The organism is Acinetobacter venetianus RAG-1 = CIP 110063, assembly GCF_000368585.1.
Classification (GTDB): Bacteria; Pseudomonadota; Gammaproteobacteria; order Pseudomonadales; family Moraxellaceae; genus Acinetobacter; species Acinetobacter venetianus.
The window spans coordinates 62914-77011 of the sequence record NZ_KB849558.1 but is presented as its reverse complement, the minus strand read 5'-3'; the positions used below and the strand labels follow the sequence as shown (position 1 = coordinate 77011).

General features: G+C 37.4%; 15 protein-coding genes and 3 tRNA genes. 4 read left to right on the top strand and 14 right to left on the bottom strand.

The annotated features are described in order from the left end of the window. Positions 1-18 precede the first annotated feature (18 nt). The 3 genes from F959_RS05845 to folD form a co-directional block, all read right to left on the bottom strand. The gene (locus F959_RS05845; RefSeq protein ID WP_004878342.1) at positions 19-303 is read right to left on the bottom strand and encodes a GNAT family N-acetyltransferase; all 285 of its coding nucleotides are present in this window, start codon (positions 301-303) and stop codon (positions 19-21) included. Positions 304-433: 130 nt separating this feature from the next. Next, complete coding sequence (locus F959_RS05840; RefSeq protein WP_004878341.1) at positions 434-1102, bottom strand: class I SAM-dependent methyltransferase; 669 nt, start codon at positions 1100-1102, stop codon at positions 434-436. Between the two features lie 49 nt (positions 1103-1151). Beyond that, the gene (folD, locus tag F959_RS05835; RefSeq protein WP_004878340.1) at positions 1152-2000 is read right to left on the bottom strand and encodes a bifunctional methylenetetrahydrofolate dehydrogenase/methenyltetrahydrofolate cyclohydrolase FolD; all 849 of its coding nucleotides are present in this window, start codon (positions 1998-2000) and stop codon (positions 1152-1154) included. 152 nt (positions 2001-2152) lie between these two features. Between folD and F959_RS05830 the strand changes: the two genes are divergently transcribed. Together F959_RS05830 and F959_RS05825 are read left to right on the top strand one after the other, a co-directional pair. Then, positions 2153-2226 (top strand) — tRNA-Cys (locus tag F959_RS05830). 8 nt (positions 2227-2234) lie between these two features. Then, positions 2235-2320: transfer RNA gene (locus tag F959_RS05825), tRNA-Leu, on the top strand. A gap of 118 nt (positions 2321-2438) precedes the next feature. Here F959_RS05825 and F959_RS05820 read toward each other — a convergent pair. Beyond that, positions 2439-4199, bottom strand: coding sequence for an alkaline phosphatase D family protein (locus tag F959_RS05820; protein ID WP_004878339.1), 1761 nt, complete (start codon positions 4197-4199; stop codon positions 2439-2441). Positions 4200-4406: 207 nt separating this feature from the next. Here F959_RS05820 and F959_RS05815 point away from each other — a divergent pair. Continuing rightward, a tRNA-Leu gene (locus F959_RS05815) sits at positions 4407-4492 on the top strand. Between the two features lie 135 nt (positions 4493-4627). Here F959_RS05815 and pgaD read toward each other — a convergent pair. From pgaD to F959_RS05780, 7 genes are all read right to left on the bottom strand, one after another. Further along, positions 4628-5044, bottom strand: coding sequence for a poly-beta-1,6-N-acetyl-D-glucosamine biosynthesis protein PgaD (pgaD, locus tag F959_RS05810; protein ID WP_004878338.1), 417 nt, complete (start codon positions 5042-5044; stop codon positions 4628-4630). Positions 5045-5076: 32 nt separating this feature from the next. Further along, a complete protein-coding gene (gene pgaC, locus F959_RS05805; RefSeq protein ID WP_004878337.1) occupies positions 5077-6333 on the bottom strand; it encodes a poly-beta-1,6-N-acetyl-D-glucosamine synthase in 1257 nt (418 codons plus the stop codon). A 13-nt stretch (positions 6334-6346) separates the two neighbouring features. Next, entirely contained in the window at positions 6347-8344 is a 1998-nt protein-coding gene (gene pgaB, locus F959_RS05800) for a poly-beta-1,6-N-acetyl-D-glucosamine N-deacetylase PgaB (protein WP_004878336.1), read from the bottom strand. Positions 8345-8572: 228 nt separating this feature from the next. Then, positions 8573-8968: a hypothetical protein gene (locus F959_RS05795; RefSeq protein WP_004878335.1), complete on the bottom strand. Its 396-nt coding sequence runs from the start codon at positions 8966-8968 to the stop codon at positions 8573-8575. Positions 8969-9355: 387 nt separating this feature from the next. Further along, a complete protein-coding gene (locus tag F959_RS05790; protein WP_004878334.1) occupies positions 9356-9697 on the bottom strand; it encodes an FKBP-type peptidyl-prolyl cis-trans isomerase in 342 nt (113 codons plus the stop codon). A 26-nt stretch (positions 9698-9723) separates the two neighbouring features. After that, complete coding sequence (locus tag F959_RS05785) at positions 9724-10254, bottom strand: YaeQ family protein (RefSeq protein WP_004878333.1); 531 nt, start codon at positions 10252-10254, stop codon at positions 9724-9726. Between the two features lie 89 nt (positions 10255-10343). Beyond that, the gene (locus tag F959_RS05780; protein WP_004878332.1) at positions 10344-11348 is read right to left on the bottom strand and encodes a CobW family GTP-binding protein; all 1005 of its coding nucleotides are present in this window, start codon (positions 11346-11348) and stop codon (positions 10344-10346) included. Between the two features lie 480 nt (positions 11349-11828). Here F959_RS05780 and F959_RS05775 point away from each other — a divergent pair, with 480 nt between their 5' ends. Then, positions 11829-12026: a hypothetical protein gene (locus F959_RS05775; protein ID WP_004878331.1), complete on the top strand. Its 198-nt coding sequence runs from the start codon at positions 11829-11831 to the stop codon at positions 12024-12026. Between the two features lie 125 nt (positions 12027-12151). On the opposite strand, the gene F959_RS05770 is transcribed toward F959_RS05775, so the two are convergent. The 3 genes from F959_RS05770 to F959_RS05760 all read right to left on the bottom strand — a co-directional run bounded on the left by F959_RS05770 (position 12152) and on the right by F959_RS05760 (position 13976). Next, the gene (locus F959_RS05770; RefSeq protein ID WP_004878330.1) at positions 12152-12673 is read right to left on the bottom strand and encodes an acyl-CoA thioesterase; all 522 of its coding nucleotides are present in this window, start codon (positions 12671-12673) and stop codon (positions 12152-12154) included. A 212-nt stretch (positions 12674-12885) separates the two neighbouring features. Then, positions 12886-13503, bottom strand: coding sequence for a MarC family protein (locus F959_RS05765; RefSeq protein ID WP_004878328.1), 618 nt, complete (start codon positions 13501-13503; stop codon positions 12886-12888). Between the two features lie 65 nt (positions 13504-13568). After that, positions 13569-13976 carry a J517_1871 family lipoprotein gene (locus F959_RS05760; protein ID WP_373278709.1) on the bottom strand — a complete coding sequence of 136 codons (408 nt, stop codon included), beginning with the start codon at positions 13974-13976 and terminating at the stop codon, positions 13569-13571. Positions 13977-14098 lie beyond the last annotated feature (122 nt).

Below are 14098 nucleotides of genomic sequence, written 5' to 3'. Positions count from 1 at the left end.
TCACACATCACATCATTTTTATATTTTTAAAACATCGTGAATTGAAGCGTCTTTATCAAAAACAGATTTCGCAAATGGACATAAAGGAATAACTTTTACTTGACGCTCCCTTACAAAAGCAATCAATTCATCTAAAAGTTGTCGCCCCACGCCTTGACCTCGAAAGCTTTCGTTCACATCTGTATGATCAATGATCAGCATTGAATCACCCGCCCATGTATAAGCCATTTCCCCTGCGACTAAATCACCTTGAATCAGTTTAAATACACCATGCTTCCCATCATCTACTTGCTCAAAACTCATAAATCACCTTTATTCGCTAAATGCGTCATCAAATCAAATTTGATTTCACATTGATGTTTTAGCATGAGGTTGAACGAGCTTGTGTTGAGTTTTTATATCGTAGTTGAAAAATGATTCAGGCAGTAAATTACTATTTCGTGCGATAAAAACTCACATTGCGAAACTCTTTTGCCTCATCTAAATCTGGCCAAGTCGTCGCACTCCGCTCATCTATTTTTAAATATTGAGGATGACTAAAATTTTTAACTCGACTATCTGCAACCCAAACTTCTGGTGCGAATTTTAAAAACTCGTCTAAAAAGAAACGATTACATTGATCATAAAGCACATCAGCAGCAAGCAGTACATCGACTTGTTCTGACTTGTACAAATCATCAAGGTATTCAAGTTCAACATTATTCAATAATGCATTTTCGCGACATGATTCCAAACTGATCGGATCAATATCACAGCAAATTACGCGCTTTGCTCCTGCCATTTTTGCAGCAATCGCAACCACACCTGAGCCAGCCCCAAAATCAAGCACAACTTTATCTTTTACATGATGTGGTTCAGCAAGTAACCATTGCGCCATTGCCAGCCCTGATGCCCAACAAAAGATCCAATACGGTGTTTCATTCCAAATACGGCGAATGACTTCATCATCCAAACGATCTGTAGGAAATACAGGTGGAATCAACCACAATGAAATAGGTGTTTCAGGTAGCTGCTGTGCCAATAAATCAGTGTTTGGAATAACGTCATGCAAAGCTTTAAGCAATTGCTCAGGTGCTTTTGCAAATTGAAAAGTACAACTCATATTTCTTTCATTCTTGAAAAAAGCCCCTCTATTCAGAGGGGCCAAAATATTAACCTAAAGCTTTTTCTGCGGCTTCCACCGTTTGACGAATCAAAGTGGTAATTGTCATTGGGCCAACACCGCCGGGTACAGGTGTATATGCAGAAGCAATTTCTTCAATGCCTACCAGTTGAATATCACCAACACCACCGCCATCACGTGGATGGAAACCAGCATCAACGACAACTGCACCTTGTTTAATCCAATCTTTTTGGATCAATTCTGCTTTACCTACAGCACCCACAATAATATCGGCTTGTTTGACAAACTCAGCAAGGTTCTGTGTACGTGAATGGCAAATCGTTACCGTTGCGTTCGCTTCCAATAACATAGCAGCCATTGGTTTACCTAAAATAGCTGAACGACCAACAACAACAGCATGTTTACCCGCGATTTCGATATTGTTTTCTTTTAAAATCGTCATGATACCTGCTGGTGTAGCAGAACCATAGGCTGCCTCACCCATTGCCATGCGACCATAACCAAGGCAAGTTACACCATCTACATCTTTTTCTAAAGAAATCGCATCGAAACACGCTCTTTCATCAATTTGTTCAGGTACTGGATGTTGAAGCAAAATGCCATGAACATCTGGATTGGCATTTAATTTTTCAATTTCAGCAAGTAATTGTTCAGTTGTGGTTTCTTTTGGAAGTTCTACTTTCAAAGAATCCATGCCCACACGACGGCAAGCATTCCCCTTCATACGCACATAAGTTGCAGATGCGCCATCATCACCAACTAAGATTGTTGCTAAAATTGGGGTACGACCCGATTTTGCTTTTAATGCTTCTACACGTACCAACAAATCCGTTTCAATTTGTTTTGCCAATGCACGACCGTCTAAAACCAATGCCACAGCGCATCTCCAAAGTGGGTATGAATCAATTGTGTAAATAATACATGATAATTTCGCCAATATTCTTTTAGATGTTGTTTTTATGTGCATATTCGCTATAAACACTATTGTTTTTTTTCTAAAGATTGCTAATATGTGCATCACCAAGAGATGGCGGGGTGGCAGAGTGGTCATGCAGCGGACTGCAACTCCGTGTACGCCGGTTCGATTCCGACCTCCGCCTCCATTGGTAAAGCCCGAGTGGTGAAATCGGTAGACACAGGGGATTTAAAATCCCCCGCCCACAAAGCGTGCCAGTTCGAGTCTGGCCTCGGGCACCATCTTTCAACTAATGTTTGATGGTGCAAATAAAAATCCAGCGTAAGCTGGTTTTTTTATGTCTAAAATTTAAAGAAATAAAAAGCCAAGTATTGAAACTTGGCTTTTTGCATTACATAACTAAGCGACTTGCTGTGCTGTATTCACTGGCATAAGATTCGCATCTAGACTAAGTTGATGCTGTCTACTTTCATCAATCATATAAGTTGCTTGCTTAATAGAATCTACAAAATTCCATTGAGATTGTACTTGTGCATTATCAAATTGTACGACCAAGTAACCTCTTTGATTTAAATTACAATAATTTAGTTCATCAATTAATGTTTTAAATGCAAATTCAAACTGCTGCAATTGCGCCAAAGGAATATTGAGGTATTTTTCAAGTCCCGGTGAAGACACCGAACTCGTTGCCAACTCGACACCAACATATGCCCCATCTTTACTATATAAATTTGAAGACCAAGCATTGTGCGTATCTCCTGCCAAAACAACAATTTTCTTTTTCAACTGCGCTAATGTACCGTACAAAATTTCACGTTCAGTGAAATAGCCATCCCAAGCATCTAAATTATAAGGTGCAGTGGTAAGGACTCGTGCTTTTTCTTGTTCTGTAAGTGTTGGATCATTATTTTGCAAACGAACTTTTAGTGTTACCAGCTCAGTAATTTGCGTATTCATTTTTGCAAGTGTGTCAGCACTTGGATTACCAGATGTAATTTCAGCCAAAGAAAGCAATAATTCAGCAGGAATAAACATTTTCGCCATTAAAATCTGCTGACCTAGCACATTCCATGTTGCAGTTGACTGTTGTAATTTTCCAAGCAACCAATCACGTTGTTCGAACCCCATTAAAGTACGCGCTGGGTTGGTGAGATCCGCTTGGAATTTAGTAACATCTAAGCCTGTAGCTGTTAAATAATTTGCATAATCCAACTGTTCATCACGTGCAATAATACGTGTATCCAACATAGTAAGTTGAACAAGATTACCGAAATCGAATTGGCGATAGATTTTTACATGTTGATCATCAACAGGACGAATTGGCATCCACTCAAAATAGGCTTGTAGAGCTGCTAGTTTACGATCCAAGAAAGAACCTTCATTTTCTTGATGATTCTCCGCCCCATCTTTCCACGTATCATTCGCTAACTCATGGTCATCCCAAATCACAATAAATGGATGACGTTGATGAGCAGCTTGTAAGTCTTTATCTTTACGATACAGTGCATAACGTTTGCGGTAGTCATCTAATTTAATAATTTCTTTATTGTTATCCACTGGCAAAGTACGACCAAGTTTTTCGGCGTCTTCAGTTGCATAACCATCAGCGCCATATTCATATATGTAGTCACCCAAATGAATAACCACATCTACATTTTGCTTTGCCATTTCACGATAAACGTAAAAATAACCCGCAGGATAATTGGAACATGAGCAAACAGCAAAACTCACTTTAGTTGTTGTTGTTGGCAAAGTTTTAGTCTGTCCTACTGGAGAAATCTTATCTCCAAAAATAAAACGGTAAAAATAACTTTGATCAGGAATAAGGCCTGTTGCATCCACCTTTACGGTAAAATCTTGTGATGCTGATGTTGTCACTTTATCTGTTTTAATGATTTGTTTAAATTCTTGATCTTTTGCGATTTGCCATGTCACTTGCAAACGTGCACTCGCCTCATTCGGGGTTAAACGAGTCCATAAAATTACGCGATCTTGCAGTGGATCACCACTTGCTACTCCATGTTCAAAATTCACCTGTAATGTCGATGATTCCTTGTCAGAACTATCATTACATCCTGTAATCCCAACCGATAAAGATAATGCCCCAAAGCCAAATAAGCTGTTTTGAATGAGTGCCCGTCTCGAAATTTTTGCTGTCATTTGATAGCTACCTTCGTTTTATAACTATAAATGATTGAAATTACGCTGCTTAGATGAACTTTTGATCTCAGTTTGATGAAAGAATCATGAAAACACCCTCATATCGTTCACTTTTCATCAGATAAATGCATGAATTGATTGAAAAGAAAGCAAATAACAAGTTTAACTCTTGCCAAGTTTTAAAGTGTCCTCTATTATTGCGCACATGCCCGAGTGGTGAAATCGGTAGACACAGGGGATTTAAAATCCCCCGCCCACAAAGCGTGCCAGTTCGAGTCTGGCCTCGGGCACCATCTTTCAACTAATGTTTGATGGTGCAAATAAAAATCCAGCGTAAGCTGGTTTTTTTTATGCCTAAAATTCAAGAGAATAAAAAACACCTTAATTCAAAATAAACTAAGGTGCTGTATATTTATCAATAGACTACATCATTCAATACCAATAATTTTACCATTCGCATCATGATGAATGACTGTTACCTTCTGTTGGCGACCACTCTGAATCTGTTGCTCTGGCATTTCAAAATAACGTGCGTAATCGGCCAGTCCTTTTTGAACGACATGCGTTTTATGAACACGCTTGGCTGGTAAAAAGCCCCACAACAGCAATGCTACTGCACATGCAAATAAAGCAGTTGCACCATGCTCTACACCATTACTAAAAGCTACCATTAGACGCTGCGCCAAATGCGTTTTCTGAAACTCAACTAACAACCAAATTAAAATAAATGGGCGCCATAATAATAACCATCCACCCCACATCATTGCAGTCGTCGTGGTAGAAGCATAACGCTTATGCCAAGGAAGCTGACGACGTAAATCAATAATCAAACTATTTGCTTTCATTGCTCTTTACTCAGCAAAATAAGTCTTTCGACTCAACGAATTCCACGATCTGGGCTAATCCAACGCGCTCGCTTCTCTTCACCACGTACTAACACCTTAGGAAAGGCGACAATCGTTGCCGTTATCGTAATTAACCAAAATACAAAGGGATACCAGATCATCCAATAGTAGTTTTTCCCCAAGTTCGGTTCATAACGACTATCCATCCATTTGCTTAAGGCAAACTGAATTAAACAGGTCGCCCCTAACAAAATGCCGCTACCGTATGGTAAAAAAGGTGAACTCACAACAGCTAATTCAGGTATTGCCAATACAAAATGCAGCATCCAAATTACAGCCATAATAAGCATCAAATATGACCAAATGAGTGTCAAACAAAGTTCAAACATCAAAGGCCATAAAAAATTTAATTTAGGAATAAAAAATACATCAATGTTTTTAACGAGGACTTGTGCTCCCCCCATTGCCCAGCGTAGACGCTGTTTCCATAAGCCATTTAAGGTTTCTGGCATGAGTATCCAAACTAATGCATTCGGTTCAAATCGTACGTCCCAGCCTGCACGCTGTAATTTCCATGTGATATCAATATCTTCCGTCAACATATTGGGAGACCAATAATCGACTTGATGTACTGCACTTTTACGGAATGCTGTTATCACACCTGATACCGTAAATAAACGCCCAAAAGTTCGTTGTGCACGCTTAATCATACCGACAATCGAAGAAAACTCCCCAACCTGAATCCGTCCTAATAAAGTTGATCGGGTACGTATACGTGGATTACCAGTGACTGCAGCAACCGTTGGATCTTCTAAGAAATGACGGATCATCCATTTAGCAGCATGCGAATCCAATAAAGCATCACCATCAATCCCAATTAGAAACTCAGCATCCGTCATCAAACTACCCGCCTGTAAGCCCATCGCCTTGCCTTGGTTTTGTGCTAAATGAACAACTCGTAGTTTTTCATATCGTGCTGCAAGCCGATCTAGTACCTCACCAGTATTGTCAGAACTACCATCATTGATCGCAATGACCTCGAAGTTAGGATAATCCAATTGCAAAGCATGACTGATGGTTTCTTCTGCATTGTCGCCTTCATTAAAGCAAGGAACTAATACGGCAACTTTTGGATACTCAGCCAAGGCCGCAGGTTGCTGATATGGTGGTTCCTGACGCTCCTTCCAATAAAAAATAATTGCCCCCATCATCCATAGATAAGACATGAATAATGGGTAATAAAATACGAACTTGATGGCATGCGCCCACAATGATGCAATAATAGTCATTAAGTTGACTCCATTAAGGCACAAGCTGTGGTGATTTTAATGCGAAAGCCTTATGCATAATCTCTACATCAGGATGTCCTTTAATTGGATCATCTGGATAATAAGCAACATGCATAGCCCCTTGCTGATAAAGGGACTTGATGGTTTCAGCCATTTCTTCAGAAGGAACTTTTTGATCGTTACGCCAATTAATGGCTTGTAACTCCATCACCGTTTTCTTAATCCCATTAGGATATTTTTTGACGCGATTTAAAATATCGGTATAGAACTGATTTGAATTTTTTGACTGCTCCATATAAGGCATTGCCATAATCGCAGTAAAATCATAACGATTTAATGACTGTTCCAACGATTGTGCATACCAGTTTTCTGCATAAGGATTAAGTGCAACTTGTGCATATAGATTACGAGCAGTCAATAAATAAGGTTGATATTGACGAACTTCAGCGGCTAACTGCATCGCAAAATCATCTAAGTAATTTGTTTTATAGGCAGTCCATTTTTGCAATTCTGCATCATTACTTCGTATTTCTGCTAAGTCGGTTGGTAAACCCTGCTTTGCGTAGGCAGCCAAAGCATTAGGACTTGCATCTTCATAATCTGACAAAGTCACATCATCATGAAACAACAGACCATCAAACGGTGTTGATTTAGCTAAATCTTGGTAAATCTCTTTGATCGTTTGACGCGCGTCAGGAGAGAATGGACTAAGACGGATATATCCCATATTTAAATGTTCGCCAGTTTTGGCTTGTTGGGTTTCCACTAAATCCTTTGAGACAGGATCTGTTTTCGGTAATTCCCAAGCCAATAATGGCATCCACGCATATAAACGTTGCACTGGTGTACGAGTCTGAATTTGCCATGCAACACGATTGAACAAATCAGCACGCATTGGAATATGTCGATTTGGGAAATACACCATATCCGCAGAACCATTGGCATCAGGATCAGAAAAAGCTTGTAAATAAACAGTATTTACACCCATCGCGTTAATTCGATCGAGCAAATTTCCTAGATTACGTTCTTGTTGTTGAGGATCTGGATCATAAATGTAATCCAAATCGACATGCATAATCTTCTGCGGACGATTATTGTCATTTAAATTGAGTTCACGGTTTTTAATTTCTTGTGCCAATGCACTCGTCGACATATTTCCTTGTACAAGAATACGACTCATATTCTGCAACGGTTGTTTTGCATGATCCGCACCGTCATCCAGCGTAATGGTTATCGGCATTCCCAACTGTTTGGCAGTTTGTACCAGTTGCATATTATAGCGACCATAAGGCCAAACCATGACACGCGGAGAACGAAGTCCATGTGATTTCAATAAATCATTGTTCTTTTTTAAATCTTGGAATATACGAGACTGATAGTGCTCGTCACTTTCATAGCTTTTGCTAGCAGAATCATAAATACGTGTAATCGCGGCAGGTTCTAAATTACCTTGAGGATTTCCAACAATCCCTTGATGTAAGTGATAACTATGGCTAGCGATTTCAACTAGACCACTACTTTGCATCTCTTTAAGCTCTTTCCAACTTAAAATTTTATCTCGTGAAATTGCTTCACCACCAAAGTCAACTTTCTGACTTTCTTTAGGCTCCAACCAAGAACCAACAACAGCAAGAACAACAGGAACTTTTTTTGCGCGGATAATAGGATATGCATTTTGATAAAATGATTGATAACCATCATCTACAGTCAGTAAAACAGGTTTATTCGGCAAGCTATATTTACCTTCATGCGCCTTTATAAGTTGATCAACATTGATAAAGTGATAGCCATTATTTTTTAACCAATCAAGATGTTCACTAAACTGTTGAGATGTGACCGCATAACTTGGAATCAAAGCATCTTTTCGATCAGTAATTTCATGGTATCCAATAATAGTTAATGCTGTCGCATCAATTTTAGGTGTTGCTGCTAAGAGAGTTGTATTTGCAGCAACACCGACGACTAGACCTATAATCAATTTATAGGTCGACGATACGATACCTGTTAGCATAGGGATATTTTCTCAAAATTAGAAAATGATTGACTGCAAAACATGCCTTTGAATTTTACATTTTATTGGCAGGTAAAATTTATAGTACGTTAGCTGTCATTTAGGAAGGTATTTATAATTTTGAAAGCTGAAAACAATCTTAAAATTTAATGTGAAATTTTATATATTGATATGATTTTTTATTATAAAAAATACCCCCAATATTCAAAATATTAGGGGTATTTTAAATTAGTATTCAATGAGCTGAAAATTGGGGTCTTCTGCGCGATCTTGTAGATAACAACGCTCTTTACGATAGAAATAACGATACAAACGATTTACCCAATCTCCTCGACGAAAAGTTTGGATACGTTTGTTTACTCCATCATATTCGAGTAGCAAAACATTACCATCTTCTGGTGAAAGCAATGTAATTTTATAACTATACTCAGCGTGCGGATGCGAAGGACTTAATTCTTTTATAATTTCTACTTTGTTATCACCATCCATCCAATAGTGCTTATCTGTCAGAGCTTTTGAGTTGACCCAGAACCCTGTTTCTGCACCATCATAAGTATCGATCATAAAAAAATTATTTAGCTCTTTCAAAAGCTCTGACGCGGTAATATCCAAATAATCATTCATATCTACCTCTACTCACTCAATTTTTATCATTTGCTTTGATAAAGCATCATATTTTTGTAATTTACCTTATGAGATCAATAGATTAACCCCTCTATCAACCATCACTTTAAAGCAATTTTTTCCAAAAGGTAAATTTAAATCACATTTTTCAAGAAAAGTTTGATTCAGAAAACATTGCTCTTTTACTCAAAGATATACAGAACTGTCTATAGAATCAACAATTTTGTGCAGAATGTTGCAAATTTTTAAAATAAAAAAATCTTTATAATTCAAAACGATAGATTTTGTTAGAAAAAATGGTTTGTATATTTTTTGTACCCAACTAAAACACTCGTAATTAAACCGAAAAAACAGGCTTTTTTACGAGTGTTTGATCTTAAATTTTTATTATTGATCTCGGGTTTTTACATCAAATAATTCAATTTCAAAAATTAGATTTGAGTTGGCTGGAATAATTTTACCCATCTTACGTTCACCATAAGCCAAATGCGCTGGAACAATGAGTTTACGTTTTCCACCTACACGCATTCCCATGATTCCCTGATCCCAACCTTTAATAACTCGTCCAGTTCCAATCACAGTTTCAAAATAGTTGCCGCGATCAAGCGAGGAATCAAACTTTGTGCCATCCTCTAACCATCCTGTATAGTGAGTCGTAATCAAAGCACCTTTAACTGCTTCTTTTCCTTCACCGACTTTTAAATCAATAATTTCTAGTTCTGCACTCATTTCTCTCTCCAACTAACCTTAATGGATTACTGTAACTTTTGCCACTGTATATCAACTTGGCCTTTATCACTAAGCAGCGTCCACTCACCATCCATAATATTGAGTTGGAGTTGCATCGTTCGCTCACATAATTGTTCAAGTGCTTCTGTTGTTTCAGGTGTAAGCTGCCAAACTTCAACATTACTTAACGTCTTGATCTTGGTATTTTTCTGCCACCAATCATTTGCCTGTGATCCATAGGTGACAATAGCGACTTGCTTACAACGTGCACTGGCTTTTTTAACTTTATCTTCAGATGGACACCCTACCTCAATCCATTTCTCAAGCAAGCCCGTTAAATCTTTTTGCCAAAGTGCTGGTTCATCAGTCTCGAATAAGTCCTTAGTGAATTCTAGACCTTCATCAGCATAACGTGCATAAGCAAGAATACGCACCATCAAACGCTCAATTGTTTCAGATGGATGCAAGGCAAGTGTTAACTGGTAATCTGCATAGATATGATCATCCATATTGGCGATGTTAATATCTGCTTTATATATCGTTGCTTTTAATGCCATTACAACTTTCCAAATTAAGGGAACATAAAATTTGGCGCTAAGCATACTCTATTTTTAGCAGAAGAATGAGATGATTCGATCTGGTTGTTTTATTCCGCTTCATTTAAACGACAAGCCAATAATTCCGTTTCAAACAACAACCAATCTTGATTTGATTGGCAAATAATCTCTACTCGATTATCTATGCTCTCTTCTACAGATTTATAATTGAACTGCTGCGGATTGAAGTTAAAACTTTTCCAACCTTGATCTGTATTAAAAATCCCTTTGATACGCACCCAATCTTGCTGCGCACAAAGCAAATCTAATAAATCATAAAACTTGAATTGCCAACGTTTGGGTAATTTCCAACCTGCCACCGTATAACCCTGTGACGTTTCAACATAATGGTATGGAAGTTGTTTTATGGCAGGTACATCTTCACTATTTGCCTGCATACTTTGTTGTTTTAATAAAGGTTGTATTTTCCGCTGTAAAGGTTGCTGAATCATATCGAGCTGCTGAATATTTACAATACCATGATCAGCCTCAATCCAATGCCGCACATAGGCTTTATATTCTTGTTTCAACTCTAAATAGGCTTCTCTATCCTCATCACTCATACAATCTATATGAGAAATCACGACAATTTGTGCTGCTTTGAGCTGGTCGGTATATAAATTTTGTTCAACCCACGCTTGATCATGTAAACGACTACCGTCAACAACGATGACTAAAGCACGCATATCCAGTGTCTTTTGCCAATGCGGCTCAGTTAACTGTTCTAACAATTGTGCTGGATGCCCCAATCCCGTCGGCTCTATAAATAAGCGATCGGGTTTACTTTCACTTAATAATCGAGACAGTGCAATTTGCATTGGAAGTTGACTACTACAACAAAGACAGCCACCTAATAGTTCTTTGACTGCATAGCCTTGCTGTTGAGAAATTAACTGTTGATCTACCCCTATTTGACCAAACTCATTCATTAATACTGCCCAAACTTCATTTTCTGGCTTTTGACTTAATAAATGTTGGAGCAGCGTTGTTTTTCCTGCACCAAGAAAACCAGAAATAATATGTGTAGGCACAGCACGAGAAGCAATCAGTTTCACATAGTTCTCAAAATGAATTTTTTAAATATTTTATAGATAAAGTTTATAAAAATGCAGCTAATTTAACTTTCCAGCATGATAAAACACAAAACTCATTTTTATCACATTACGATAAATAGTTATCACTTATAATCTGATATTATTATCAATATTGATAAAATAATAGTTTTATACAATTCAGAAAAAGCGGATATTAATCATCGAATGTTCTAAACACGTAAAATTAGAGCCTATTTTTTAATCTAAATTACATATTTTCATACATTTTATCATGCTTAATCTGGTCATTTACTTACAATGCAGCAACATAAAGTTAATTATTATTTCATATTGTTAAGCTAGTCGTAAAAGATTGTTAAGGATATTGATGTAAAAAATATTGGCACTTAGCATTGACCTCATGCCGAAATGCGAGATTTTGCATACCGCAAATGAATCAAACTTCAGCTGTTATTTCAAATGAAATTAAGGATGCCAAACATGAAACTTATTAAATCATTATTAGCTGCTTCATTAACTCTTGCTGCTGCATCAACTTTTGCTGCACCTCAACAAGCTCCAGAAACTGAAGACAAAGTTGTAGTGTCTACTCAAGAGCAACCAGAAACTCAAGGTCAAGCTGCTACTGATGCGACTGCAAGCGAAGCACCTGCTTCAGCACCAACTGCAACAAACTAAATTAGACTAAAAGGTTCCTCCAGAACTTTTGAGCGCCATTAATTATGTTTATCACATGATTAATGTTAAAGATCGAACCATGCTGCGGTTCGATCTTTTTATTTGCAAGTGAGGAGGTTCTTGAATCAACACTGAGTCGATTTTTTGAAAATACTACATGAAGGCTGCTGTACTTCTTCTAAACGATGAACTTTACGCTGCTCTGCCGCTTCAAAGCGACAACGCTTCCAATCCGTATCTAAATTTAATGCTGGAACTTGTTTAGGTTGACGCTCCTCATCAACAGCAACCATAGTGAAATAGCACGTGTTGGTATGACGAATCGTTCGCTTTTGAATATTCTGCGCTTCAACTCGAATTCCGACTTCCATAGAAGTACGACCAACATGATTGACGCTCGCTAAAAAAGTGACCAATTCACCAACATAAATTGGCTCTTTAAAATTTACTTTATCGACGGATAAAGTTACTACATAACTACCTGAATAACGACTCGCACAAGCATATGCAACTTGATCGAGTAATTTTAAAATTGCTCCACCATGAACATTACCTGAGAAATTTGCCATATCTGGTGTCATTAAAACTGACATGGTCAATTCCGACTGATCATCAGGTGCTTGATTTAATTGGTCTAAAGGAGACATGAGTAAAACTCGTAAAATACGCAACCCCATTATTATGATGTATTAATTCATGTAAACATATGCAAAAATGATCAAATTACCATCAATTATTTTTATACTCTTCTTATTTAGTATTTCAAAATGATTACATCAAGGTCATTTTTATCTGATTTGTCATTCATTATAAAAATCACATTTCAGATAAAAATACCTATTATACAGAAACTTGAACATTAATTCGTTGTCTGTATCAAGCCAGTTATACCATTCACAATCATATCAATCGCAATCGTACCAATTAGCAAAGCAGATAAACGCCCAACAATATCAAAATAACGGTCGATATATTTGGCATGTTTATAACGTAAATGGTCATGAGCAAATTTCATTAAAATAAGAATGCTACACGTTAGTATCAAAGTCACTGCGATCACAGCCATTGCCCCAGTAAAGGGTACACTTATACCTGTTACAACAGCAGCACTGATTGTGCCTGGTCCAATCATAAATGGCATGGCAATTGTCCCAGCTAAATGTTCGGGAGCACCGCGCATTTCACCAATCGTTTCTGCGCCCTGAAAAACATAACGATAGCCAATCACCAAGAAAATCAACCCACCAAAAATTTGAAAAGACTCAAATCTAACATTTAGATAGCGACTAAAAATACTTTCCCCACCCCATGCAAATAAGACGAATACTGCAAAGGCAATGAAACAGCCTTGTATTAAGGCTTTACTAAATACCTTCGCGTCAGTATTTCGAATCATCCCAATCATGTAAACACTCATTAGAAAGGGATTCAGTAATGAGAAAAATAGTGCAAATGCATGAATATATGTAGAAAACATAAACATCCTATTATTTGTTCAACTTTTTGATCATCTCGATTGAAATGATGCCCAACGATTCACCTTTAAGATTTTATCAATTGTCTGCATTTATTAGTTGCATTCTGAAGCTGATCATCTTTATCTAAACTTAAAGTCGCTCCTACGCCTAACAAGCTCATATATAGGTTTGCTTGCTGATAGTTAAGCTCTTTGACTTTAAACTTAATACCTTGATCCGTATAAAGTACATCATCCACAAGCTTTACCTTATATGAAATCAGATCTTTGCGATCATCCATACATAATAAGCCTTTACCTTGTTGGTCGAGCATTAGTACAGACCAACTCTCACCAACTTTTCCAAACCAACTCCCTGAAAATGGCAATTGGGTCGTAGCGAGATTATTAAATTGTGTAGGTGTCATTGTAGTTATAGAAGTACATCCAGATAAAGTCATTAATAAAACACTGGATAAAAACAATTTCCGCACAAGCAACTTCTAACAACATCTAAACAAATAATTTTTACATATTCGTTATGTTCAAATTTACATAGGATGTATTTAAGTAGTATTTGAAATGTAAACTGGCTTTGTTGCACAAAGGCTTGAAA

Coding starts and splice junctions, on each gene's coding strand:
- F959_RS05845 (WP_004878342.1), bottom strand. CDS start 303: ATGAGTTTTGAGCAAGTAGATGATGGGAAGCATGGTGTATTTAAACTG.
- F959_RS05840 (WP_004878341.1), bottom strand. CDS start 1,102: ATGAGTTGTACTTTTCAATTTGCAAAAGCACCTGAGCAATTGCTTAAA.
- F959_RS05820 (WP_004878339.1), bottom strand. CDS start 4,199: ATGACAGCAAAAATTTCGAGACGGGCACTCATTCAAAACAGCTTATTT.
- pgaD (WP_004878338.1), bottom strand. CDS start 5,044: ATGAAAGCAAATAGTTTGATTATTGATTTACGTCGTCAGCTTCCTTGG.
- pgaC (WP_004878337.1), bottom strand. CDS start 6,333: ATGACTATTATTGCATCATTGTGGGCGCATGCCATCAAGTTCGTATTT.
- pgaB (WP_004878336.1), bottom strand. CDS start 8,344: ATGCTAACAGGTATCGTATCGTCGACCTATAAATTGATTATAGGTCTA.
- F959_RS05795 (WP_004878335.1), bottom strand. CDS start 8,968: ATGAATGATTATTTGGATATTACCGCGTCAGAGCTTTTGAAAGAGCTA.
- F959_RS05790 (WP_004878334.1), bottom strand. CDS start 9,697: ATGAGTGCAGAACTAGAAATTATTGATTTAAAAGTCGGTGAAGGAAAA.
- F959_RS05785 (WP_004878333.1), bottom strand. CDS start 10,254: ATGGCATTAAAAGCAACGATATATAAAGCAGATATTAACATCGCCAAT.
- F959_RS05775 (WP_004878331.1), top strand. CDS start 11,829: ATGAAACTTATTAAATCATTATTAGCTGCTTCATTAACTCTTGCTGCT.
- F959_RS05770 (WP_004878330.1), bottom strand. CDS start 12,673: ATGTCTCCTTTAGACCAATTAAATCAAGCACCTGATGATCAGTCGGAA.
- F959_RS05765 (WP_004878328.1), bottom strand. CDS start 13,503: ATGTTTTCTACATATATTCATGCATTTGCACTATTTTTCTCATTACTG.